At 70.5% G+C, this 23,267-nt stretch carries 26 protein-coding genes; 13 read left to right on the plus strand and 13 right to left on the minus strand.

Annotated features, from left to right (window positions below; all coding sequences use genetic code 11):
* The first annotated feature begins 11 nt into the window (after positions 1-11).
* Positions 12-1,406: a YibE/F family protein gene (locus tag ABZW32_RS07000; protein ID WP_356212237.1), complete on the plus strand. Its 1,395-nt coding sequence runs from the start codon at positions 12-14 to the stop codon at positions 1,404-1,406.
* Between the two features lie 12 nt (positions 1,407-1,418).
* On the opposite strand, the gene ABZW32_RS07005 is transcribed toward ABZW32_RS07000, so the two are convergent.
* The 4 genes from ABZW32_RS07005 to ABZW32_RS07020 all read right to left on the minus strand — a co-directional run bounded on the left by ABZW32_RS07005 (position 1,419) and on the right by ABZW32_RS07020 (position 3,701).
* Positions 1,419-1,868 (minus strand): SsgA family sporulation/cell division regulator, encoded by a 450-nt coding sequence (locus tag ABZW32_RS07005; protein ID WP_356212239.1) that lies wholly within the window; start codon positions 1,866-1,868, stop codon positions 1,419-1,421.
* A gap of 96 nt (positions 1,869-1,964) precedes the next feature.
* Positions 1,965-2,711, minus strand: a complete 747-nt coding sequence (locus ABZW32_RS07010) for a helix-turn-helix domain-containing protein (protein WP_356212242.1) — start codon at positions 2,709-2,711, stop codon at positions 1,965-1,967.
* 282 nt (positions 2,712-2,993) lie between these two features.
* A complete protein-coding gene (locus ABZW32_RS07015) occupies positions 2,994-3,221 on the minus strand; it encodes a DUF5326 family protein (protein WP_356212244.1) in 228 nt (75 codons plus the stop codon).
* A gap of 162 nt (positions 3,222-3,383) precedes the next feature.
* Positions 3,384-3,701 (minus strand): cupin domain-containing protein, encoded by a 318-nt coding sequence (locus tag ABZW32_RS07020; RefSeq protein ID WP_356212246.1) that lies wholly within the window; start codon positions 3,699-3,701, stop codon positions 3,384-3,386.
* Between the two features lie 93 nt (positions 3,702-3,794).
* Here ABZW32_RS07020 and ABZW32_RS07025 point away from each other — a divergent pair, with 93 nt between their 5' ends.
* The 5 genes from ABZW32_RS07025 (at position 3,795) to ABZW32_RS07045 (ending at position 7,486) form a co-directional block, all read left to right on the plus strand.
* Positions 3,795-4,175, plus strand: coding sequence for a phage holin family protein (locus ABZW32_RS07025; protein WP_356212248.1), 381 nt, complete (start codon positions 3,795-3,797; stop codon positions 4,173-4,175).
* 11 nt (positions 4,176-4,186) lie between these two features.
* Entirely contained in the window at positions 4,187-4,696 is a 510-nt protein-coding gene (locus ABZW32_RS07030) for a low molecular weight protein-tyrosine-phosphatase (RefSeq protein WP_356212250.1), read from the plus strand.
* Complete coding sequence (locus ABZW32_RS07035; RefSeq protein ID WP_356212252.1) at positions 4,693-5,874, plus strand: cystathionine gamma-lyase; 1,182 nt, start codon at positions 4,693-4,695, stop codon at positions 5,872-5,874. The genes ABZW32_RS07030 and ABZW32_RS07035 overlap by 4 nt, the downstream gene beginning before the upstream one ends.
* A 175-nt stretch (positions 5,875-6,049) precedes the next feature.
* Positions 6,050-6,946: a LysR family transcriptional regulator gene (locus ABZW32_RS07040; RefSeq protein ID WP_356212255.1), complete on the plus strand. Its 897-nt coding sequence runs from the start codon at positions 6,050-6,052 to the stop codon at positions 6,944-6,946.
* Positions 6,947-7,006: 60 nt separating this feature from the next.
* The gene (locus ABZW32_RS07045) at positions 7,007-7,486 is read left to right on the plus strand and encodes an NUDIX hydrolase (protein ID WP_356212258.1); all 480 of its coding nucleotides are present in this window, start codon (positions 7,007-7,009) and stop codon (positions 7,484-7,486) included.
* Positions 7,487-7,536: 50 nt separating this feature from the next.
* On the opposite strand, the gene ABZW32_RS07050 is transcribed toward ABZW32_RS07045, so the two are convergent.
* Positions 7,537-8,742: a globin domain-containing protein gene (locus tag ABZW32_RS07050; RefSeq protein ID WP_356212316.1), complete on the minus strand. Its 1,206-nt coding sequence runs from the start codon at positions 8,740-8,742 to the stop codon at positions 7,537-7,539.
* A gap of 120 nt (positions 8,743-8,862) precedes the next feature.
* Positions 8,863-9,513, minus strand: a complete 651-nt coding sequence (locus ABZW32_RS07055; RefSeq protein WP_356212261.1) for an HAD-IB family phosphatase — start codon at positions 9,511-9,513, stop codon at positions 8,863-8,865.
* 213 nt (positions 9,514-9,726) lie between these two features.
* Here ABZW32_RS07055 and ABZW32_RS07060 point away from each other — a divergent pair, with 213 nt between their 5' ends.
* From ABZW32_RS07060 to ABZW32_RS07070, 3 genes are read left to right on the plus strand one after another with little or no spacing between them, the layout of a single operon-like run.
* Entirely contained in the window at positions 9,727-10,608 is an 882-nt protein-coding gene (locus ABZW32_RS07060) for a GNAT family N-acetyltransferase (RefSeq protein WP_356212264.1), read from the plus strand.
* A gap of 18 nt (positions 10,609-10,626) precedes the next feature.
* On the plus strand, positions 10,627-11,088 hold the full coding sequence (locus ABZW32_RS07065) for a GNAT family N-acetyltransferase (RefSeq protein ID WP_356212267.1): 462 nt from the start codon (positions 10,627-10,629) through the stop codon (positions 11,086-11,088).
* Positions 11,089-11,142: 54 nt separating this feature from the next.
* Complete coding sequence (locus ABZW32_RS07070; protein ID WP_356212269.1) at positions 11,143-12,318, plus strand: winged helix DNA-binding domain-containing protein; 1,176 nt, start codon at positions 11,143-11,145, stop codon at positions 12,316-12,318.
* 5 nt (positions 12,319-12,323) lie between these two features.
* On the opposite strand, the gene ABZW32_RS07075 is transcribed toward ABZW32_RS07070, so the two are convergent.
* Both ABZW32_RS07075 and dnaB read right to left on the minus strand, forming a co-directional pair.
* Positions 12,324-13,709, minus strand: a complete 1,386-nt coding sequence (locus ABZW32_RS07075) for a serine hydrolase domain-containing protein (RefSeq protein WP_356212272.1) — start codon at positions 13,707-13,709, stop codon at positions 12,324-12,326.
* A 9-nt stretch (positions 13,710-13,718) separates the two neighbouring features.
* Positions 13,719-15,182 carry a replicative DNA helicase gene (dnaB, locus tag ABZW32_RS07080; protein WP_356212318.1) on the minus strand — a complete coding sequence of 488 codons (1,464 nt, stop codon included), beginning with the start codon at positions 15,180-15,182 and terminating at the stop codon, positions 13,719-13,721.
* Positions 15,183-15,634: 452 nt separating this feature from the next.
* On the opposite strand from dnaB, the gene ABZW32_RS07085 reads away from it, so the two are divergent.
* Complete coding sequence (locus ABZW32_RS07085; RefSeq protein ID WP_356212275.1) at positions 15,635-16,972, plus strand: MATE family efflux transporter; 1,338 nt, start codon at positions 15,635-15,637, stop codon at positions 16,970-16,972.
* A gap of 99 nt (positions 16,973-17,071) precedes the next feature.
* On the opposite strand, the gene rplI is transcribed toward ABZW32_RS07085, so the two are convergent.
* From rplI to rpsF, 4 genes are all read right to left on the minus strand, one after another.
* A complete protein-coding gene (rplI, locus tag ABZW32_RS07090) occupies positions 17,072-17,518 on the minus strand; it encodes a 50S ribosomal protein L9 (protein ID WP_030225238.1) in 447 nt (148 codons plus the stop codon).
* 18 nt (positions 17,519-17,536) lie between these two features.
* Positions 17,537-17,773 carry a 30S ribosomal protein S18 gene (gene rpsR / locus ABZW32_RS07095; RefSeq protein ID WP_005315025.1) on the minus strand — a complete coding sequence of 79 codons (237 nt, stop codon included), beginning with the start codon at positions 17,771-17,773 and terminating at the stop codon, positions 17,537-17,539.
* Positions 17,774-17,816: 43 nt separating this feature from the next.
* Complete coding sequence (locus ABZW32_RS07100) at positions 17,817-18,407, minus strand: single-stranded DNA-binding protein (RefSeq protein ID WP_356212279.1); 591 nt, start codon at positions 18,405-18,407, stop codon at positions 17,817-17,819.
* A gap of 72 nt (positions 18,408-18,479) precedes the next feature.
* Positions 18,480-18,770, minus strand: a complete 291-nt coding sequence (gene rpsF, locus ABZW32_RS07105) for a 30S ribosomal protein S6 (protein ID WP_007265254.1) — start codon at positions 18,768-18,770, stop codon at positions 18,480-18,482.
* A gap of 252 nt (positions 18,771-19,022) precedes the next feature.
* Between rpsF and ABZW32_RS07110 the strand changes: the two genes are divergently transcribed.
* From ABZW32_RS07110 to ABZW32_RS07120, 3 genes are all read left to right on the plus strand, one after another.
* On the plus strand, positions 19,023-19,343 hold the full coding sequence (locus tag ABZW32_RS07110) for a hypothetical protein (RefSeq protein ID WP_356212282.1): 321 nt from the start codon (positions 19,023-19,025) through the stop codon (positions 19,341-19,343).
* Between the two features lie 132 nt (positions 19,344-19,475).
* Entirely contained in the window at positions 19,476-20,594 is a 1,119-nt protein-coding gene (locus ABZW32_RS07115; RefSeq protein ID WP_266840346.1) for a peptidoglycan bridge formation glycyltransferase FemA/FemB family protein, read from the plus strand.
* Between the two features lie 64 nt (positions 20,595-20,658).
* Positions 20,659-21,690, plus strand: coding sequence for an alanine racemase (locus ABZW32_RS07120; RefSeq protein WP_356212285.1), 1,032 nt, complete (start codon positions 20,659-20,661; stop codon positions 21,688-21,690).
* Between the two features lie 37 nt (positions 21,691-21,727).
* Here ABZW32_RS07120 and ABZW32_RS07125 read toward each other — a convergent pair whose 3' ends face one another.
* Positions 21,728-23,212, minus strand: a complete 1,485-nt coding sequence (locus ABZW32_RS07125) for a glycosyltransferase 87 family protein (protein WP_356212287.1) — start codon at positions 23,210-23,212, stop codon at positions 21,728-21,730.
* Positions 23,213-23,267 lie beyond the last annotated feature (55 nt).

Genomic DNA, 23,267 nt, shown 5'->3' on the forward strand with positions numbered 1-23,267 from the left:
ATGATCTGCCGGTGACGTCCTTGCCGCAGCCCCCCACCACGCCCACGGACCCCCACGGCCACACCGGTCACGAACATGCCTCCCACGGGCATGCGACCGGCGCCTCCCACGGCGGCCACGGTCACAGCCATGGACACGGGCCGGCGGCACCGGTCTCCAAGCACCTGCGCAAGGTGATCGCCGCCGTGCTGATCCCCTTCGCCGCAGCCGTCTTCGTCGGCATGGCCGTGCTCTGGCCGGGCGGGGCCCCCGCCCACCAGCGCACCGGAGTCGGCTTCGACCGCCAGACCCAACAAGGCATGGTCGTTGCCTTGGCAAAGGTCGACTGCAAATCAGTGAACGCCTCGCAGGTGCCGCCCACCGGCGACACCTCCACCCCCGAGGGCCGCGAGGCCCAGGCCGCGCAGACCGGGGAGTGCAAGAAGGCGACGGTCGAGGTCGCCAGTGGACCGGACAAGGGCCGGGCGTTCTTCGAGATCGTCCAGCCCGGCGCCCCGCGGCAGTTGGAGAAGGGCCAGGAGGTGGTGGTCGCGTACGCCCCGGACGCGCCGCGGGACCTCCAGTACTCCGTCGTCGACGTGAACCGCAAGCTGCCCCTGGCCCTACTGGCCGGGATCTTCGCACTCGCGGTCGTGGTGGTCGGGCGGATGCGCGGGGTGTTCGCGCTGGTCGCCCTGGTGGTGAGCTTCGCGATCCTGACGCTGTTCATCCTGCCGGCGATCCTCCAGGGCTCGAACCCCCTGCTCGTCGCCGTCATCGGAGCCAGCGCGATCATGCTGATCGCCCTCTACATGTGCCACGGCCTGACGGCGAGGACCTCGGTAGCCGTCCTCGGCACCCTCGCCTCGCTGCTGCTGATCGGGCTGCTGGGCTCGCTCTTCATCGACTGGGCCTTCCTGAGCGGCAACACGGACGACAACACCGGGCTGATCCACGGCCTCTACCCGCACATCGACATGAGCGGTTTGCTGCTCGCGGGCGTGATCATCGGCTCGCTCGGCGTCCTCGACGACGTGACCGTGACGCAGACCTCGGCAGTCTGGGAACTCCACCAGGCCGACCCGGGTATGGGCCCGCGCGGCCTGTACCGGGCGGCCATCCGGATCGGCCGCGACCACATCGCCTCGGTCGTCAACACCCTGGTGCTGGCCTACGCGGGCGCCGCACTGCCCCTGCTGCTGCTGTTCTCGATCGCGAACAGCAGCATGGGATCGGTGGCCAACAGCGAGCTGGTCGCGGAGGAGATCGTCCGCACCCTCGTGGGCTCCATCGGGCTCGTGGCCTCCGTCCCCGTCACCACCGCGCTCGCCGCCCTGGTGGTTTCCGCCGACCGGACGGGCTCGCCGGCCGCCGCCGTGGTCCCGCAGCCCGCCCGCGGCGGCCGGGGGCGTCGGCGCAAGCGCTGAGGGAACGCCGGGTCAGCCCGCGTTCTGCTCGTTCTGGCGGGCCTCGGCGAGGATCTTGCCGAGCTCCTCGTCGAGGCTCTCCTCGAAGTCGCCGAGGTTGCGTTCCTGACCGAGCGGAACCAGCCGGTCCGTGCGGTCGAGGAAGGCGACGAGCGGCGCCGCACTCGCGCGGAACAAGGCCCGGTCGCAGCCCACCTGGAGGCGGATGTGGACGTCGGACAGCTCCTCCGGGCGGGTGGGGGCGATGTGCACATCGCCGTCACCGCACGGCTTGTTGATGCCGTCGAGAAGCAGTTCCCGGCCGAACGCCCAGGTCACGGGGGCGTCTCCGGGAAGGTGGAAGGTCAGGCGTACGGCGTAGGGGTCGCGAGCCTCGTATCCGAGTTCCACCGGGATCCGGAACGCGAGCTCCTCGGAAACGAGGAAACTCATCATGACCTCTGCCTGTACCGACTCGCGCATTGCCTACCCCGCTGTAGTGGAAGTGGCCAGGAATGTCCCCCAGGGCCCTCTTGACAAGAGTGGTGTAAGCGATTGCAGATCACAAGGAGTGAGTTTTCAGATACTGATAGAGAAGGAGAGGGTGCTCAACAGCGCGCCTACTTCACTCCGTAGTCGATCGACCGCATAGAGCAACCGGTCCTGCTGGTGCAGGGGGAGAGAAATGGCCATGGTCGCGGCAGTGTCGCCGGCGGTGATCGGAATGGCCGCGCACACCGTGCCCAGGGAGTACTCCTGCCGCTCGGTCACGGGCTGCATCCGCTCCAGGGAGCCGATCCGTTCCTCCAGAGCGCTCATGTCCCGCACGGTGTAGGGCGTGATGCTCTCGACCGGATGACGGTCGTAGTACTCCCTGCGCGTCTTCTCGTCGAGCTGGCCGAGCAGGCACTGCCCGATGGCGTGCGCGTGGCCGGTCTCGCGGAAGTCGGCCCACTCTTCGCAGGCCGGGCGGGCGGGGGTGTCCGATACGCCCACGACTTCGATCTCACCCTCGCGGTAGACCGCGAAGTAGACGGGGGCCCCGACCACGTCGCGGAAGTGCGCGAGCGAGTCGAGGATCATGCTGCGACGTTTCTGCTGAAGCCCACCGCCCGCCAGCCTGCCTGCCGCGGCGCCGAGGACGAACACGCCGCCCTCCCGCCGCAGATAGCCCTCGTGGGTGAGGGTGCGCAACAGGTGGTACGCCGTGGGGAGCGGCAGCCCGGCTTCCCGCGCCAGTTGCTTCGCCGGGGCTCCCTCGCGATGGGATCCCGCCGCTTCCAGCAGCCTCAGCGCCCGCTGCACCGAACCGATCAGGGTCGGCACACCGACGTTGTGAACCGAAGCCAAAGCTCACCCCCAGGCGTGGCGGCGGACCTCGGGGGAGCCCGCCCTGCGGGGGCCGCCCCCGCGTGCACCGTGGCTCCTGGGGTTGTCGCCGGCGGCCGCTCGACGTGACCGCCTCTTCGGAGCAGGGGTACGGGCTGCCCGTGCCCAGGAAACAGCACGGATTGTCACTCTAACCACCGGTTACCGGCGAGTGGGTGATTTGCCCGGTACCGTTCCCCCGCCTGGGTCAATCGTGTTACCGCTCCCGGGTGGTGCGACCTACCAGTCGCCCGCGGAGGACTTCGAACCGCTGCCCGTGAACTTCTTGACCACGAAGATCAGACCACCGACGAGGGCGGCGAAGAGCAGCACCTTGAAGACGAAGGAGATCAGCGTGCCGATGATGGTGGTGATCACCCCGCCGAAGACGAAGATCGCCAGCAGCGGTACCGCGACCCACTTGACCCACCAGGGCATGCCCGCGAATGCCGCTCGGATGCCGTCCATGTCCCTACCTCTTCCTCGTCCGTGACTTCCTGCTCCGATGCTAGGAGCGCACGGTGCGGCGCGGGGGCCCGCCAGCCCTCGGAACCCCCTGATCCGCCCCCTAGGGGGACCGGGCCCGCGACCCTCAGCCGACGGGCAGGTCAGCCTGCCCGTCCGGCCCCGTCAGCCCTCCGGCGGGGAGAAGACCACCATCACCTTCAACGGCTCGGTGATGTGGTGGAACTTGTGCGGCACCCCGGCCGGAACATAGACGACGCTGCCGTTCGCGACCGTCGCGGTCTCCTCCCCGACCGTGATCGAGGCCCGCCCGCTGACCACGAAGTAGACCTCGTCCTGCCGGTGCGGCTGCTGCGGATCGCTCTGGCCGGCGTCGAGGGCGTACAGCCCGACCGACATGTTGCGCTCCCGCAGGAACTGGAGGTACGCGCCGTCGTTGGCGGCCCGCTCCGCTTCGAGCTCGTCCAGCCTGAAGGCCTTCATCTTTGCTGTGCCCCTTGCCCTTGCTCGGTGGTGCCGTGGGATCCGCTGATCTGACGATGTCCCACCCGGTTCTTCTCTGCCACGATCAGACACATGACGAATTTCGTAGTCAAGACGCTGGCCAATGCGGCGGCCCTGGCGGTGGCCGTCTGGCTGCTCGCCGGGATCACCCTCGACGACGGCAGTTCGCTGGGGCGCCGCACGCTCTCACTGATCCTGGTCGCCCTGGTCTTCGGCCTGGTCAACCTGATCGTCAAGCCCGTCGTGAAGCTGCTCTCGTTCCCGCTGTTCATCCTCACGCTGGGGCTGTTCACCCTCGTCGTGAACGCGCTGATGCTGCTGCTGACCTCCTGGCTGGCAGACCTGCTCGACCTCAGCTTCCACGTCGACGGTTTCTGGACCGCCGTCCTCGGCGGGCTGATCATCTCCGTCGTCTCCTGGGCCGTGAACCTGGCCCTGCCCGACAAGAACTGAGCGGGCCGCCCATGTACCGCGTCTGCTTCGTCTGCACCGGCAACATATGCCGGTCCCCCATGGCCGAGTCGGTCTTCCGCTCCCACATCGCCGACGCCGGACTCACCACCCTCGTCGAGGTGGACAGCGCCGGCACCGGAGGCTGGCACGAGGGCGACGGCGCCGATCCGCGCACCGTTGCCGTGCTCGAAGCCGCCGGGTACGAACAGGACCACCGGGCACGGCAGTTCCGGGCCTCCTGGTTCGACCGCGTCGACCTGGTCATCGCCCTCGACGCCGGCCACCTGCGCGACCTCCGCGCCCTCGCGCCCACCCCGGAGGCAGCCGCCAAGGTCCGGCTGCTGCGCTCCTACGATCCCGCGGCCCCGGCCGCACAGGACGGCGCGGCGGACGCGCTCGACGTGCCGGACCCCTACTACGGCTCCCTCGACGGCTTCGAGGAGTGCCTGGAACTGGTCGAGGCCGCGAGTCCGGGGCTGCTGGACGCCGTACGCGCGGCCGTGAAGGAGACCACCCCGTGAACACCCACCCCACCGGCGCGGACCGCCCCCGCGACACCGACGCCGCCGGCCGGTACGCGGACGCCACCCGCGCCGTGCGCGCCGGGCTGCCCGAGCCAGTCAAGAACGAACCCACCCTCCCCGGGCCCGTCTTCGCCGCGCACTTCCACCTCCCCGGCGAGGTGAGCGGCCCGTACACCTACGGCCGCGACACCAACCCCACCTGGACCCTGCTGGAACGGGCCATCGGCGAACTGGAGGCCCCCGGTCAGGACGGCGTGGACACCGTCGTCTTCGCCTCCGGCATGGCCGCCGTCTCCGCCGTCCTGCTCTCCCAGGCCCGCACCGGCGACACCGTCGTCCTGCCCGACGACGGCTACCAGGCCCTCCCCCTGGTCCGGGAGCAGCTCCAGGAGTACGGGATCCACGTGCGCACCGCCCCGACCGCCGGGGACGCGCAGCTCGCCGCCCTCGACGGCGCCCGGCTGCTGTGGATCGAGACCCCGTCCAACCCCGGGCTCGACGTGTGCGACGTACGCCGACTCGTGGCGGCCGCCCACGCCGGCGGCACCCTGGTCGCCGTCGACAACACTCTGGCGACCCCGCTCGGCCAGCGTCCCCTGGAACTGGGCGCGGACTTCTCCGTCGCCAGCGGCACCAAGGGCCTCACCGGCCACGGCGACCTGCTCCTGGGCTACGTCGTCTGCCGTGATCCCGCACTGGCCGCGGGCATCCGCCGCTGGCGCAAGGTCGTCGGCGCGATCCCGGGCCCCATGGAGGCCTGGCTGGCCCACCGCTCCCTGGCCACCATCCAGTTGCGGGCCGAGCGCCAATGGGGCAACGCCCTGGCGGTCGCCGAGGCGCTGGCCGGCCGTTCCGAGGTGACCGGGCTGCGCTACCCGGGGCTCCCCGCGGACCCCTCGCACAAGACGGCCGTCCGGCAGATGAGCGGCTTCGGCTCGGTCGTCTCGTTCACCCTGCCCGACCGTGCGTACGCGGAACGCTTCATGAGTGCCCTGCGCCTGGTGGAGGACGCCACGAGTTTCGGCGGAGTGCGGTCCACCGCGGAGCGGCGCGGACGCTGGGGCGGGGACGCCGTACCCGAGGGCTTCATCCGCTTCTCGGCAGGCGCCGAGGATCCCGCTGACCTGGTCGCCGATCTGCTCCGGGCCCTTGATTCCGCGGGCTCCGGGAGCTGACCGAACCGGGAAAAGCGGTCCGAGCCTCCCCCCTGGTGGCTCGGACCGCCCGGGTTCCCTAGCAGAAGAACCACGCCATCAAGGCTAGTTGACTGAGCGTCAGAGTCCAATCACGGTAACGACAGGGGCCTATCGGCATATTTATAGTTGAAGGCCCCCACCGAGAGGGGCCGACATGGACCTGGCCCTGCTGCGCACCTTCGTCGCCGTACACCGGGCCGGCTCGTTCACCCGGGCCGCCACGCTCCTCGGGCTGTCCCAGCCCGCCGTCACCTCACAGATCCGTACCCTCGAACGCCAGCTGGGCCGACCGCTCTTCCACCGCCGGGCCCGCGGCGTCACGCCCACCGCCGTCGGTGACGAACTCGCCCACAAGGCCGCCCCGCACCTCGACGCCCTGCTGCGGATCACCGAGATCGAACGGGAGGCCACCGGCACCTCACGCACCCTCCACGTGGCCGGTCCACCCGAGTTCCTGTGCCTGCGGGTGCTCCCCGCCCTCGCGCCCCTGGTGGGGCAGGGGCAGAGCCTGCGCACCGCCCTCGCCCCCGACGCGCGGGAGACCCTCGACGGGCTGGCCGCCGGGCAGCACGACCTGGTCGTCACCCCCACCCGCCCGCGCGGCACGCTGTTCACCGCGAACACCCTCTGCGACGAGGAGCAGGTCCTGGTCGCGGCGCCCTACTGGGCCGCCCTCGTCGAGCGGGCCGAACTGCACGACACGGGACCCGTCGCCCTCGACGGGATCCCGGTCGTCGAGGTCCACGAGAGCCTGCCGCTGGTCACCCGCTACTGGGCCGCCGTCTTCGACTCCGTCCCCGAGTGCGCCGCCACCGTCGTCGCGCCCGATCTGCGGGCCGTACTGGAATGCGTCCGGGCGGGCGCCGGTCTCGCCGTCCTGCCCCGGTACCTGTGCCAGGACGCCCTCGACCGCGGTGAGATCGTGGCGATGCTGGAACCGGCCCTGCCGCCCCTGCGGACCTGGTTCCTCGTCGTACGGGCCGGCAGCCTGGCCCTCGCCCACCTCGCGCGCGCCCACGACCGCCTGCTGCGCGCGGCCGCACAGTGGTGAGCCGCCGGGATTCGGACCGTGGCGCGTTTCAGGAGCCCGGTACTGGGCCACTCTTCTCCCATGACCGAACGTCCCGTGGTCAAACGCACCGCCCGCGCGATCCTGCTCGACGGTGACGACCTGATCCTCATCAAGCGCACCAAGCCCGGCGTCGACCCGTACTGGCTCACGCCGGGCGGGGGAGTGGAGTCCTCGGACACCACCGTCGTCGACGCCCTCCACCGAGAGCTCCACGAAGAACTCGGAGCCAAGATCACCGATGTGGTGCCCTGTTTCGTCGACACCGTCGAGCACATCGCCTCCGGCGGGGTGACCGGCGTGAAGGTGCAGCACTTCTTCGTCTGCCACCTGGAATCGATGGACCCCGGCCAACGGCACGGCCCCGAGATCGACGAGCCCGAGGGCGAGTACGAGATCGTCCGCGTGCCCTTCAGCCGGGTCGGCATCGCGGCGGTCCACCTGGTCCCGCTCTCGCTGCGCCACTACCTCGACGGAAACATCGAAGGGGTCCGCGCCATGCACGCCCCCGACCTGGGCTGAGCTCACCGGGAAAGCGGGAAGGGGAGCGGGCGGGCAGGGTCGTGCCGGTTTCAGCCGGCCACGTCCGCCAGCTCCTCGACCTCGTCGTGGCGGATCCTCTCACCGGGGATCCCGATCCGCTTCAGCGCGTCCACACCACTGCGGATCATCGCGGGCGGTCCCGAGATGAAGGCGTCGTACGAGCTCCACGGCCCGTGTTCGCGGATGGCCTGCGGGAGCTGGCCCGCCAGCCCCGGGCCGATCACCGGGCGCACCGACAGCCACGGGTGGGAGCGCTGGAGACCCAGCAGGGTGTCCTTGTCGTAGAGGTCGTGGTCGCTGCGCGCCCCGAAGAAGACCTCCATCGGGCGCCGCTCACCGTGTCCGGCCACGTCCTCGATCAGGGCCTTGATCGGGGCGATGCCGGTTCCCCCGCCCAGACACAGCATCCCGTTGTCGGTGCTGTGGTCCACCACCATCGACCCGGCCGGCGGCCCCAGCCGCAGGACGTCGCCCGGCCGGGCGTGGCGGACCAGGGCGTTGGAGACCCAGCCCGCCGGTACGGCTTTGACGTGGAAGGACAGCAGCCCGTCGGCTCGCGGGGCGGAGGCGAAGGAGTAGTGCCGCCACACCCGCGGCCACCACGGGGTCTCCAGGCTCGTGTACTGGCCCGCGAGGAAGGGGTACGGCTGGTCGGGGCGGACGGTCAGCACCGCGATGTCGGAGGTGCGCAGCTCGTGCGAAACCACCTCCGCGTGCCACCAGGCGGGTGCCTTGGTCTCGTCCTCGGCCGCAGCGTCGATCATGGTCTGTGAGATGGCGGTGTAGGCGCGCACCCACGCCGCCTGGGTCTCCGGCCCCCATGTGCGTTCCGCGTACCGGGACAGTGCCCCGATCAGGGCCTCTCCCACCGCCGGGTAGTGGGCGGCCATCGTGCCGTACTTGCGGTGCCCGGTTCCGAGCCGGCGCAGGTAGGGAGCCAGCACCGCCGGGTCGTCGATGTGCTCGGCGGCGGTCAGCAGTGCCTTCAGCAGCCGGTCGCGCTGTACGTCCATGGCCGCGGGGAACATGCCCCGGACCTCCGGGTGCCCCGTGAACACCAGGGCGTAGAAGTACGAGGTCACCCTGTCGGCGACGGGTGCGATCTCGGTGAGGGTCCGGCGGATGAGCACGGCGTCCGGGGAGGGCTCGATCGCCCCGCCGCCCGAAGGTATCCGGCCCGTTGGTCTTGCCGATCTGGTGGGCGCAGCGTCCATGCGGTGCCTCGCTTCGAGCATCTCGGTCGGGTCTGCACGCGCCACGGCCTCGAATCCGTGGTTCCGGGGTTCACAGCGTGCCAGCCGACCGAGAGCGCGGCGGAGGAATGGGGAAAACCGCGTTCCGGGCCTCCTTTCCCCTTAAGATGCATCGCCTCCGGGGCGCGTCGTCCCGAGGAGCCGGTAGGCCTCGCGCAGGTCCCTGCCCTCGTAGACGTGGGTCGCCCGACGGGCCAGATGGGGCCGTGCGTTCACCGCCACCGATCGCGGGACCGCTTCGAAGAGGACCGCGTCGGTCATGGAATCCCCGTAGGCGACGCAATCGGCCCGGGTCACCCCGAACCGCTCGCAGAGCCGGTCGGCAACGTCCACCTTGGCCTCGGGGGTCAGGATCCCCGTCACGTCGACGGGCCGGGTGAAGGGCACTTCCGGGAAGACCGATCCATGGGCGGCGTGCGCGCCCCACTCCAGCAGCAGTTCCACGAAGAACGAGGGCGACAGCGAAATCACCGCGCAGAGGTCACCGCGTTCCGCGATCTCCTGCCAGAGCTCCCGGATCCCCGACAGCCACGGGGACCCGTCGAAGGCCGCGCGGACATGGGCGGGCGTCAGGTCCGCCCACAGGGCATGGGCGGCAACCGAGAACTCCTGCGGACCGATCTCGCGTGCCCCGAAGGCCCGCTCCAGCTCGGCGATCTCGGCCGACCTCCCGAGCTGGCGGGAGATCTCGACCGGTGCGGCCGATCCGTACATCAGTGTTCCGTCGAGATCGAAAAGGTGAAGCACCGTCATGGTCGTCGAGGCTAGCCGTTCGGTTCCCGCACCGGCTACCGCCGGGAGTCACCCTCTGTGAAAAGCAGATCCTGCCGCGGCGCGGGCGAATGTTTCACGTGAAACAGACCCTGGTTTCACGTGAAACAGGGCCGATGTTTCACGTGAAACATCGGCCCACCCGTCTCCTGAATCCCCTGGACTCCCCCCGAGTCGGTGATCCACTCTGGGCCGGTGACACCACGACTCCTCACCGACCTGCCCATCCGTGCGCTCACCCCGAACGATCTCCGTCATTGCGCCGACCTGTCCGAGGACCGCGGCTGGCCCCGCGAAGACCACAAATGGGGGCTGCTCCTCGCCGCCGGCAACGGCTACGGCATCGACGCCCCCGACGGCCGCGGACTCGCCGCCGCCTGTGTCGTCACCCGCTACGGAGACACCCCGGCCAAGCCGGACCTCGCCGCGATCGGAATGGTGCTCGTCGCCGACCGGTACGCCCGCAAGGGCCTCGGGCGCCGGCTGATGGCCCACGTGTGCGACGACGTCCTCGCCGGTGTCCCGCTCACCCTGCACGCCACCCCCAACGGTCGCCCGCTCTACGAGGAGCTCGGTTTCGACACCACCGGACGGGCGGAGATGGTCCGGGGATCCTTCCGTCCCGAAGTCGGCGAGCACACCGCCGTCCCCGTCAGGCCCGCCGCGGCCGAGGACCTCGCACCGATCGTCCGTCTGGACACCGAGGTGTTCGGCACCGACCGGACCCACATGATCGCGCGGCTGCCCGCCTTCGCCGACAAGGTGCTCGTCGCCGAGGACGGCTCCGGCGGCCTCATCGGCTACGCCGCCCTCTGGCCCAACATGGACAGCCATGTCATCGGCCCGCTGATCGCCCGCGACACCGCCACCGCCCGGGCCCTGGTCACCGCGCTGGCGGCCACCACCGAACGGCCCCTGCGTACGGACGTCGACGTACGCCACGAGGAACTCCTCGCCTGGCTCAAGGAGCGCGGTCTGGAGTCCCTGGCCTTCAACGCCGTCATGACCCGGAACATCCCCGGCCTCCCCGGTGACTGGACCCGCCGCTGGGCACCCCTCACCGTCGCCGCGGGCTGACAGAGAAAGGCCTCCACCATGACCGAAGACCCCGAACTGACGATCCGACCCGCCAGCGAGGAGGACCTGCCCTCCATCGTCGCCATGCTCGCCGACGACCCGCTGGGCGCCACCCGGGAATCCCCGGAGGACCTGACCCCCTACGTCGCGGCCCTCAAGCGGCTGGCCGACGACCCCAACCAGCACGTCGTCGTCGCCGTCCGCGGCGAGCGCGTCGTGGGCACCCTCCAGCTGACGATCGTCCCCGGCCTGTCCCGCAAGGGCTCCACGCGCGCCATCATCGAAGGGGTGCGGGTCCACGCGGACGAACGCGGCAGCGGCCTCGGCACCCGGTTCATCGAATGGGCCGTCGAGCGGTCCCGGCAGGAGAACTGCCAACTCGTCCAGCTCACCTCGGACGTGACGCGCACCGACGCGCACCGGTTCTACGAGCGGCTCGGCTTCACGGCCTCCCACGTGGGGTTCAAGCTCCAGCTCTGACCGGCTCCGGCAAAGGCCGGGCCGCTGTCGGCGGCCCGGCCTACGATCGGGAGGATGAGCACCGGCCTCCCCCTCGTCACCACCGCGGAACGTCGCCACCGGCTGGGCCGCCGCCATCGACTGGCTCCTTCGGCCCGTGCCGCCACCCCGGACCAGGCGGCGGACGCCGTCGTCGCCCTGCACGCCACCGACGCCGCCACCGTCCACCTCTCCGCCCGCGCCCGCCTCACGGAAGGCGGACCCGCCGCGATCGAGGCGGCCCTGTACGAGGACGTCAGTCTCGTCCGGCTGCTGAGCATGAGGAACACCCTGTTCGCCGTCTCCACCGAACTCGCCCCCTACGTGGACGCGTCCTGCGCCCGGAGCATCGCGGCGAAGGAACGCCGGACCCTCCTCAAGCACCTCGCCGAGGACGGCCAGGGCCTCGACGCCGATTGGCTGGCCAGGACCGAGACCGCCGCCCTCGACGCCCTGGACACCCTGGGGCCCTCGACCGGCAGCCAGCTCTCCGCCGCCGTCCCCGCCCTCCGGCAGAAGATCACCATCAGCCGGGGCAAGAAGTACGAGGCCGAGACCGGGGTCGCCACCCGGGTGATCCGCGTGCTGGCCGCCGACGGCCGGATCCGCCGTGACCGGCCCCGCGGATCCTGGACCTCCAGCCAGTTCCGCTGGGTGCACTCCCAGCCCTGGCCCGCCCTGCCCGCCGCCGAGGCCCGTGCCGAACTCGCCCGCCGCTGGCTGCACGCCTACGGGCCGGCCACCGAGGCCGACCTCAAGTGGTGGACCGGCTGGACCCTCACCGACGTCCGCAAGGCCCTGGCCACCGTGGCACCCGAGCAGGTCCGCCTGGACGACGGGGCCACGGCGCTCGTCCTCCCCGGCGACACCGCGGCCGAGCCCGCGCCGGAGGCCTGGGCCGCGCTCCTGCCCGGTCTCGACCCCAGCGGCATGGGGTGGGCCGACCGGAGCTTCCACCTCGACCCCGCGCACCGCCCCGCCCTGTTCGACTACGCGGGCAACATCGGCCCGACCGTGTGGTGGAACGGGGAGATCGTCGGCGGCTGGGCCCAGCGGGCGGACGGGGAGATCGTCTGGCGGCTGCTGGCCGACCCCGGGCGGGAGGCCTCGGAGGCGATCACGGCCGAGGCCGCCCGGCTCGCCGAGTGGGTGGGCGACGCCCGCGTCACTCCGCGGTTCCGCACCCCGCTGGAGCGCGAACTCACCGCCTGACCACGTCAGCCGATGCCGCGCCAGCCCTGCGGGTCCACCCCTCCGGGCACCGGGGCCTCGGGGTCGTAGGGCTCTCGCGTGAACACGAACGACCCGAGGTCGAGGTGGCCCGGCGTACCGTCGTCCCGCCGGACGGCACGCAGGGTCTCCCCCGCGTAATAGCCGGTCAGGCCCGTCCAGCTGCCGTCCGGTTCAGCGCGGAACCGGGCCGCGCGGCCGGTCACACCGGCCGGGCCCAGCTCCAGCGAGCCGTCCGCGCGCAGCCTCAGCACGTGCGCGGCGGTTCCCCAGTACCAGATTCCGGTCAGCTCCAGCGGCACCCGGTCGTCCTCCCGGAACGGCCGCCACGGCTCGGGGAAGCGCGGCTCCGCCTCCGCCACGATTCCGATCAGGTCCGTGGCCACCGTCGAAGCGGGCACCCCCGAGGTGCAGTTGGCCAGGACGACTGCCGTCAGGTCCTCCTCCTCGCTCAGCCACAGCCCCGCCACGAATCCCGGCAGGGAACCGCCGTGGCCGACGAGCCGACGACCGTCGCAGACGTTCAGCTGGAGGCCCAGCCCGTAGCCGGCGTCGGCGCTGCCGGGGGCGGCGGGAGCGGCAGCGGCGCGCATCTCCCGTACGCTCTCCGCGCTCAGCACCCGCTCGTCACCCCGCAGCAGGAACGCGGCGAACCGCGTGAGGTCCCCGGTCGTGGACCACAGCTGCCCGGCCGCGGCCATCACCCCGAGGTCCTCGGCGGGCTCGGGCATCATCAGGTCCGCCCACGGATGCACCGCCCAGCCGCCCGCGTGCGGGGTGCGCGGTTCGCCGCTCGTCCGGTCCAGCCCCAACGGCTCCAGCACCTCGGTGCGCAGCACCTGCTCCCACGGCTTCCCCCGGAGTGCCTCGACGAGGGAACCCAGCAGCGTGTAACCGGGGTTCGAGTAGTGGTGGACGCGTCCGGGAGCGTGCTTGAAGGGCTCCTCACCGAGCACCTCGGCCAGCCCGGGCCGCAGTTCGGCAGAGGAACGCTCCCACCACTGGCCCGGGGTCTCGGCCGCCAGTCCGCTCGTGTGGGCGAGCAGTTGGGCCACGGTCACCTCGTCGGCACCGGTACCGGGCAGGTGCCGCCCCAGCGGGTCCGAGAGGTCCAGCAGGCCCTCGTCGCGCAGCCGCATCACCAGAACGGCCGTGAAGGTCTTGGTGATCGACCCGATCCGGTACTGCACGTCCCCGTCCGGACCGTGGCCCTCGACCGAGGTCCGGGAGCCCTCCCAGACCACCTCCCCACCCCGCGAGACGGCAGCCACCAGGGACGGCGAGCGTCCCTCGCTCTGCGCGACGGCGAGCCGGTGCCTCAGCACGCGCCGGGTGGAGGGGAGCAGTTCCAGATCTTCAGCAAGGGCGTCCATGGCCGGATGCTACGTGTTGGCCATGTCCACGAACCGCGAATAATGGCCTTGGAAGGCCACCGTGATGGTGGCCGTCGGGCCGTTACGGTGCTTGGCCACGATCAGGTCCGCCTCGCCCGCGCGCGGGGACTCCTTCTCGTACGCGTCCTCGCGGTGCAGCAGGATCACCATGTCGGCGTCCTGCTCGATGGAACCCGATTCACGCAGGTCGGAGACCATCGGCTTCTTGTCGGTGCGCTGTTCGGGACCACGGTTCAGCTGGGACAGCGCGATCACCGGCACCTCCAGCTCCTTGGCCAGCAGCTTGAGGTTTCGGGACATGTCCGAGACCTCCTGCTGGCGGCTCTCGGGCCGGCGCGAGCCACCCGACTGCATCAGCTGGAGGTAGTCGATGACGACGAGGGAGAGGTCGTTGCGCTGCTTGAGCCGACGGCACTTGGCCCGGATCTCCATCATCGACAGGTTGGGCGAGTCGTCGATGTACAACGGGGCGGCCGAGACGTCGGGCATCCGCCGGGCGAGCCGGGTCCAGTCGTCGTCGGTCATGGTGCCCGAGCGCATGTGGTGCAGCGCCACCCGGGCCTCCGCCGAGAGCAGACGCATCGCGATCTCGTTGCGGCCCATTTCGAGGGAGAAGATGACGCTCGGCAGGTTGCTCTTGATGGAGCAGGCCCGCGCGAAGTCCAGCGCGAGCGTCGACTTGCCCATGGCGGGACGCGCGGCGATGACGATCATCTGGCCCGGGTGCAGGCCGTTGGTCAGGGAGTCCAGGTCGGTGAAGCCCGTGGGCACCCCGGACATCTGGCCGGAGCGCGAGCCGATCGCCTCGATCTCGTCGAGCGCGCCCTCCATGATGTCGCCGAGCGGGAGGTAGTCCTCGGAGGTCCGCTGCTCGGTGACGGCGTAGATCTCGGCCTGGGCGCTGTTGACGATCTCGTCGACGTCGCCGTCCGCCGCGTATCCCATCTGCGTGATCTTCGTGCCGGCAGCGACCAGGCGGCGCAGGACGGCTCGCTCGTGGACGATCTCGGCGTAGTACTCGGCGTTCGCCGCGGTCGGCACGGACTGCACCAGGGTGTGCAGGTACGAGGCCCCGCCGACCTTGCTGATCTCTCCGCGCCGGGTGAGCTCCGCGCCGACCGTGATGGGGTCGGCCGGCTCGCCCTTGGCGTACAGGTCGAGGATGGCCTGGTAGATCGTCTCGTGCGAAGGACGGTAGAAGTCGTGGCCCTTGAGGACCTCGACCACGTCGGCGATCGCGTCCTTGGAGAGCAGCATGCCGCCGAGCACCGACTGCTCGGCGTCGAGGTCCTGCGGGGGGACGCGCTCGAAGCCGCCCCCGCCACCGTCCCAGGAGCCGCCCTCGCGGCCCCGGTCCTGCTGTTCGTCCCCGCGGCCGCGGCCCTCGGCGTTCCGGCGCGTACGGGCGGGCAGACGGTCACTGGGACCGCTGTCGGCCCAGGGGTCGTCCATGGGCTCGGGCATGCTCACCGGGCCGCCTCCTCCCGTCCGCAACGCGGACCTCGCCGTGTCACTCTTTCTACGACACGGCTCTGACATTTGGGACACCCGGATCGGCGTTCGGCGCGTCGGGCAACGCACAACGGTAGGGCCGCGGGCGACGTCAGCCAATCTTGTTATCCACAGGCTGTGTGGATGAGATGTGGACGACGGAGCCAATGCTGTGGGTAACTCACGCGAAGCTGTGCACGGACCGGGGGACGACACTGTGGACAAAATCACCTGACCCACCCCACCACCCTATCTGACCTGCAGTTTCTCCTTCCGCAGGCTGTGGGGAAGAAAATTCTTGGCCACTGTCTCAAGATCGCCTCCAACGGGGTGGGAAGAACGCCCAAGTCAGCGCATTGGTAAGGATCCAAATACCCTTGCATCCATTACCTGTGGAAGATTAGATTGAGCGCATGACACAGGCCCCCACCGCTGAGAAGGCTGCCCCGAGACGGCACGACCGCGAGATCCTCGCCCTCGCCGTCCCGGCCTTCGGCGCGCTCGTCGCCGAACCCCTCTTCGTGATGGCCGACAGCGCCATCGTGGGACACCTCGGCACCCCCCAGCTGGCCGGCCTCGGCATCGCGGCCGCACTGCTCACCACGGCGGTGAGCGTCTTCGTCTTCCTCGCCTACGCCACCACCGCGGCCGTGGCCCGCAGGGTCGGAGCGGGCGACCTCCGGGCCGCCATCCGGCAGGGCATGGACGGCATCTGGCTCGCCCTGCTGCTCGGCGGGGCCGTCGTCGCCGCGGTCCTGCCCGGCGCGCCCTGGCTCGTCTCGCTCTTCGGCGCCTCGGACACCGTCGCCCCGTACGCAGAAACGTATCTGCGCATATCCGCGCTCGGGATCCCCGCCATGCTCGTGGTGCTGGCGGCCACCGGCGTCATACGCGGCCTCCAGGACACCCGTACGCCCCTCTACGTGGCGATCGGCGGTTTCGCCCTCAACGGAGCCCTGAACGTGGCCCTGGTCTACGGCGCGGGCCTCGGCATCGCCGGCTCCGCGTGGGGCACCGTCGCCGCCCAGTGCGCCATGGCCGCCGCCTACCTCGTCGTGGTCGTCCGGGGCGCCCGCCGCCACCGGGCCTCACTGCGCCCCGACCCGGCCGGCATCCGCGCCTGTGCCCAGGCAGGCGTTCCGCTGCTGGTCCGCACCCTGTCCCTGCGCGCCATCCTGATGATCGCGACTGCCGTGGCGGCGCGGCTGGGGGACGCCGACATCGCCGCCCACCAGATCCTGCTGTCCCTGTGGAGCCTGCTCGCCTTCGCCCTGGACGCCATCGCGATCGCCGGGCAGGCCATCATCGGCCGCCACCTGGGCGCCGGGGACAGCGCGGGCGCCAAGGCCGTGTGCCGCCGCATGGTCCAGTGGGGCATCGGCGCGGGCCTCGTGCTGGGCCTGCTGGTCGTCCTGGCCCGCCCGGTGTTCATCCCGCTCTTCACCGGCGACCCCGCCGTCGAGGACGCCCTGCTGCCCGGCCTGCTCGTCGTGGCGCTGGCCCAGCCGGTCTGCGGGATCGTCTTCGTCCTCGACGGCGTGCTGATGGGCGCCGGTGACGGCCGCTACCTCGCCGGGGCGATGCTGCTGACCCTCGCCGTCTTCGCGCCCGCCGCCCTGCTCGTCCCGGCCCTCGGTGGGGGCCTGACCGCCCTCTGGTGGGCCATGACCCTGATGATGCTGGTCCGGATGGTCACCCTCCAGCTGCGCGCCCGCTCCGGCAGGTGGCTGGTCACCGGAGCCGCCCGCTGACCGGAGGGCACGGCTCGTTTCACGTGAAACATCGCTGTGGAGCCACCCGGACATGACGAAGGGCCGCACCCCGGAGGGTGCGGCCCTTCATTCGCTGCCTCAGGCGGCGACGACCTCGACGCCCACGTTCGCGACGACCTCGGCGTGCAGACGCACGGAGACCTGGTACGAACCGAGGGTCTTGATCGGGGAGCCCAGCTCCACGCGACGCTTGTCGACCTTCGGGCCACCGGACGCCTCGATCGCCGTGGCGATGTCGGCCGGGGTGACGGAACCGAAGAGACGGCCGGCGTCACCCGCGCGGGTGGCCAGACGGACCTTCACGCCCTCGAGCTTGGCCTTGACCTCGTTGGCCTGCTCGATGGTCGCGATCTCGTGGATCTTGCGGGCGCGGCGGATCTGCGCCACGTCCTTCTCGCCACCCTTGGTCCAGCGAATCGCGAAGTTCCGCGGGACCAGGTAGTTGCGAGCGTAACCGTCCTTGACGTCGACGACATCGCCGGCGGCACCGAGGCCAGAAACCTCGTGGGTCAGGATGATCTTCATTAGTCGGTCACCCTTTCCTTATCGCGCGGTGGACGTGTAGGGCAGCAGCGCCATCTCACGGCTGTTCTTCACGGCCGTGGCGACGTCACGCTGGTGCTGCGTGCAGTTGCCGGTAACGCGGCGGGCACGGATCTTGCCGCGGTCGGAAATGAACTTCCGCAGCATGTTCGTGTCCTTGTAGTCCACGTACGCGGTCTTGTCCTTGCAGAATGCGCAGACCTTCTTCTTAGGCTTGCGCACAGGCGGCTTCGCCATTGTGTCTCTCCTGTGTGATCAAGAAGTGGGGATGGAGCTGCCCTTAGAAGGGCGGCTCGTCCGAGTAGCCACCGCCGGAGCCGCCGGAGCTTCCGCCCCAGCCGCCCCCGCCGCCGCCCTGCTGCTGGCCACCGGCCGGCGCGCTGGACGCCCACGGGTCGTCGGAGGGAGCTCCGCCGCCCTGCGGGGCGCCACCGCTGGGGGCTCCGCCCCAGCCGCCGCCACCCTGCTGCTGACCGCCGCCGCCGTATCCACCCTGGCCACCGCGACCGGTGGTCTTGGCGACCTTGGCCGTGGCGTTCTTCAGGCTGGGGCCGACTTCCTCGACGTCCAGCTCGTAGACCGTGCGCTTGACACCCTCACGGTCCTCGTACGACCGCTGCTTCAGCCGGCCCTGCACGATGACGCGCATGCCCCGCTGAAGGGACTCGGCGACGTTCTCGGCCGCCTGCCGCCACACCGAGCAGGTCAGGAACAGGCTCTCGCCGTCCTTCCACTCGTTGGTCTGACGGTCGAAGGTGCGGGGGGTGGACGCGACACGGAACTTCGCGACCGCCGCACCCGAGGGGGTGAAGCGCAGCTCGGGGTCGTCGACGAGATTGCCGACGACCGTGATGACGGTCTCGCCTGCCATGGATGAACCTCTCGGCGGGGATTGCTGCTGGGCTGCTGTGCTACTCGGTCCCGATTACCGCTGAACCGAAGTTCAGTGGGTCTCGGGGCGAAGGACCTTGGTCCGGAGAACCGACTCGTTCAGGTTCATCTGGCGGTCGAGCTCCTTGACGACCGCAGGCTCGGCCTGCAGGTCGAGGACCGAGTAGATGCCCTCGGGCTTCTTCTTGATCTCGTAAGCGAGACGACGACGGCCCCAGGTGTCGACCTTCTCGACCTTTCCGTTGCCCTCACGGACGACGGAGAGGAAGTTCTCGATCAGGGGGGCGACAGCGCGCTCCTCCAGATCGGGGTCGAGGATGACCATCACTTCGTAGTGACGCATGTGGAACCCACCTCCTTTGGACTCAGCGGCCACGGTCGTTCCGTGGCAGGAGGGTCGTGATGCGTGCCGCACGGCGTCCGAGAGCAGACACCGCGCAGACCGTACAGACTACCCCGTCGACTCCTTCCGGTTGAAATCCGGCAGGAGAGGGCCACAATCTGTAAGCACCGGGTGTGCTCGGTGCTATGCCCTCCGGCGCCGCCGGGGGCGGCCCCGCAGCACCGCTCTGCTGCAGCCAGGAGGTGCCTTCCGATGGCACAGGCAATGCGACGCCAGTCCTCCCAGTCGATCTCCCTCCTCTCGACCGACGGCAAGCCCCACCCGCTCCAGGACACCCTGGTGGCGGTCACCCTGATCCTCGGCGCCGTGGCGTTCGTCACTGCGTTCTTCGACAATCTGCACCTGCTCACCTCCTGGACCGGGCTGGTCGGGATCGTGACCGGGCTGTACGGACAGTTCATCTCCGCCACGACACGCGAGCGCTTCGCACTGATCATCGGCCTTGGCGCGTCTGCCATCGGCTTCTTCCTCGGCATGGCCCACGGGGGCCTCTTCGGCGGCTGGATCGGCTGACCGGGGGACCTCCGCGACGGGGCGCCGGCCACACGCCGGCCCGGGCTACGGCCCGTCCCCCAGATGGGTGGCGCCCCTGTCGCAGTAGGCTTCGCGCCATAGCCAGCGAAGCCGCCGGAGGAGACACCCCGCATGAGCCTGTCCCTGAGCACCATCAGCCGAGAGCAGCATCTGGCCTACCTCCAGAGCCTGCCCTCGGCTAGCCACTGCCAGGTCCCGGCATGGGCCGACGTCAAGAACGAGTGGCGCTCGGAGAACCTCGGATGGTTCGACAAGTCCGGTGAACTCGTCGGTGCCGCGCTGGTGTTGTACCGCCAGCTGCCCAAGGTGAAGCGGTACCTCGCGTACCTCCCCGAGGGCCCGGTCATCAACTGGTACGCACCGAATCTGGAGGAATGGCTCCAGCCGATGCTGGCGCACCTGAAGAACCAGGGCGCCTTCACGGTGAAGATGGGCCCTCCGGTCGTCATCCGCCGTTGGAACTCCGCCGCCATCAAGGCCGGAATCCAGGACCCGGACGTCAAGCGCCTGCGTGACGTGGAGGCCTCGGTCATCGAGCCCCGCGCCTTCGAGGTGTCCGACAAGCTGCGCCGCATGGGCTGGCAGCAGGCCGAGGACGGCGGCGCCGGCTTCGGTGACGTCCAGCCCCGCTACGTCTTCCAGGTGCCGCTGGCGAACCGTTCGCTGGACGATGTCCTCAAGGGCTTCAACCAGCTGTGGCGCCGCAACATCAAGAAGGCCGAGAAGGCCGGCGTCGAGGTCGTCCAGGGCGGCTACGAGGACCTGCCGACCTGGCAGTACCTCTACGAGATCACCGCCGAGCGCGACAAGTTCCGCCCGCGCCCGCTCAGTTACTTCCAGCGCCAGTGGACGGCCCTCAACTCCGAGGACCCCAACCGGATGCGCCTGTACATCGCCAAGCACGAGGGGGAGCCGCTGGCCGCCGCCACGATGCTCACCGTCGGCCAGCACGTCTGGTACTCGTACGGCGCCTCCGCCAACCACAAGCGCGAGGTCCGCCCCTCGAACGCGATGCAGTGGCGCATGCTGCGCGACTCGTACGCGCTCGGCGCGAGCATCTACGACCTGCGCGGCATCAGCGACACGCTGGACGAGAACGACCACCTGTTCGGCCTGATCCAGTTCAAGGTCGGCACGGGCGGCGAGGCCGTCGAGTACGTCGGCGAGTGGGACTTCCCGCTCAACAAGATGCTGCACAAGGCGCTCGACATCTACATGTCGCGCCGCTGACCCCGCCGCATCCACACACCGCACCGCTGCACCACGCAGCTTTCCAGAGAGGCTCCGGACGGGCATGGCGCTCACGCTCTACGTCGACACCGCGCGCTGGCGTGCGCACCAGAAGCAGATCACCGATCAGTTCCCCGGGCTGATCCCCGTCTGCAAGGGCAACGGCTACGGCTTCGGCCACGAGCGGCTGTGCGAGGAGGCGACCCGCATGGGCGCCGACATCCTGGCCGTCGGAACGACGTACGAGGCCGCCAGCATCAAGGACCACTTCGGTGGCGACCTGCTCGTCCTCACCCCGTTCCGGCGGGGTGAGGAGCCCGTACCGCTGCCGGACCGGGTGATCCGTTCGGTCTCCTCGGTGGACGGGGTCCGCGGTCTGGTCGGCGCCCGCGTGGTCATCGAGTGCATGAGCTCGATGCGCCGCCACGGCATCTCCGAGCAGGACCTGGGACTGCTGCAGTCGGCGATCGAGGACGTCCGGCTGGAGGGCTTCGCCCTGCACCTGCCCCTGGACCGCCCCGACGGCTCGGACGCCGTCGAGGAGGTCATCGGCTGGATGGACCGGCTGCGCGCGGCCCGGCTGCCGCTGCACACCATGTTCGTCAGCCACCTGCGGGCCGAGGAGCTGGGGCGGCTCCAGCAGCAGTTCCCGCAGACCCGCTTCCGGGCCCGGATCGGCACCCGGCTGTGGCTGGGCGACCACGAGGCGACCCAGTACCGAGGCGCGGTCCTGGACGTCACGCGGGTGGCCAAGGGCGACCGGTTCGGCTACCGGCAGCAGAAGGCCGCCTCCGACGGCTGGCTGGTCGTGGTCGCGGGCGGCACCTCGCACGGGGTGGGCCTGGAGGCCCCCAAGGCCCTGCACGGGATGATGCCGCGCGCCAAGGGCGTCGCCCGGGCCGGCCTGGCCACCGTCAACCGGAACCTTTCGCCCTTCGTGTGGGCGGGCAAGCAGCGCTGGTTCGCCGAGCCCCCGCACATGCAGGTGTCGATCCTGTTCGTGCCCTCGGACGCGACCGAGCCGAAGGTCGGCGACGAGCTGGTGGCGCACCTGCGGCACACCACCACGCAGTTCGACCGGGCGATCGACGCCTGATCCGCACCGGACGGTCCGGCCGGTGCGGCCGGACCGCTCAGTGCCCGGGGTCCGTGCCCCAGTCGACCCGCTGTCCCTCGGAAGGCGTCGCGTACTGCGGCGCCTTCGCCCTGTCCGAGAGCACGAACGCGTCCTCGGCTCCGTCCAGGACGCCTCCGGAGGGGTCGTCCGAGCCGTCGCGCCGTACGACGTCCCGCTCGGGCAGCAGGATGTCCCGTACGACGACGGCGCACAGGTAGACCGTGGCCAGCAGGTGGGCGACGATCGCCAGCTGGTACCCCTCCACCGGCAGGCCCTGGTGCTTGTCCCCGCTGGTCGTGTAGGCCAGGTAGAACCAGATCCCGAGGAAGTACACGATCTCGCCGGCCTGCCAGATCAGGAAGTCCCGCCAGCGCGGCCGGGCCAGCGCGGCGAGCGGGATCAGCCACAGCACGTACTGCGGCGAGTAGACCTTGTTGGCCAGGACGAAGGCCGCGACGACCAGGAAGGCCAGCTGGGCGAAGCGGGGCCGCCTGGGGGCCGTCAGGGTGAGCAGCCCGATCGCCAGGCAGAGCAGCAGGGTCAGCCCGGTCGCGTAGGTGTTGGCCCCCTCCAGCGGGTTTCCGGTGCGCTGGGAGATCAGCAGCCACACGGAGCCGAAGTCGATGGGCCGTTCCTGGCTGAAGACGTAGAACCGCTTCCAGCCGTCCCAGGCGAAGTACATGACGGGGGCGTTCACCACGAGCCAGGAGACGGCCGCGCCCAGGACGGTGGCTCCGAAGGCGCGCCACTTGCCGGCGCGCCAGCACAGGACGAACAGCGCCCCGAGCAGCAGCACCGGATAGAGCTTGGCCGCGGTCGCCAGGCCGATGAGGACACCGGCGAGCAACGGACGGCTGCGCGACCACATCAGCATCGCGACGGCGGCCAGGGCGACGGCCGGCAGGTCCCAGTTGACGGTCGCGTTGAGGGCGAGCGCCGGGGCCAGGGCGACGAGCAGGGCGTCCCAGGGACGGCGGCGGTGGGTGCGGGCGACGCAGACGGCGATCACCGCCGCACAGGCCATCAGCATGCCGGCGTTGACCATCCAGTACATCTGCTCGCGGTGCTGGACGGCTCCCGACGAGGGCGTCAGCCACGCGGCGACCTGCATGAAGGCACCGGTGAGCACCGGGTACTCCAGGTACTGCATGCCGCCGTACTTCGGGTCGACCGCGACGTCGGGGAAGCGGTCGAAGTAGGGCACGAGGCCGTCGGCGAAGCCGCGGGCCGAGTACAGGTGCGGGATGTCGGAGTAGCAGGCGTGCGTGTACTGCGAGCCCGCTCCCCGGAACCACGCCCAGTCGTAGCAGGGCAGCTTCTGCGCCATGCCGAGCGCGAACATGCCGATGACGACGAGGACCACCACGCGGACCGGTCCCAGCCAGTGGCCGCCGATCCGTGCGCGGCGGCCGATGGGGCCGCCGATGAGCTCGCTGCCGGCGGCGGCGACCTCGTCCTGCTGGGTGGGCAGTACGGGACGGTCCTCGTGCACCTTGGTCATGCGCTCATCCTGCCGTACCGGGCCGGACGCGCGGGAGGGCCGCCGCACGGGGTGC

The sequence above is a fragment of the Streptomyces sp. NPDC004667 genome, assembly GCF_040609475.1.
Taxonomy (GTDB): Bacteria; Actinomycetota; Actinomycetes; order Streptomycetales; family Streptomycetaceae; genus Streptomyces.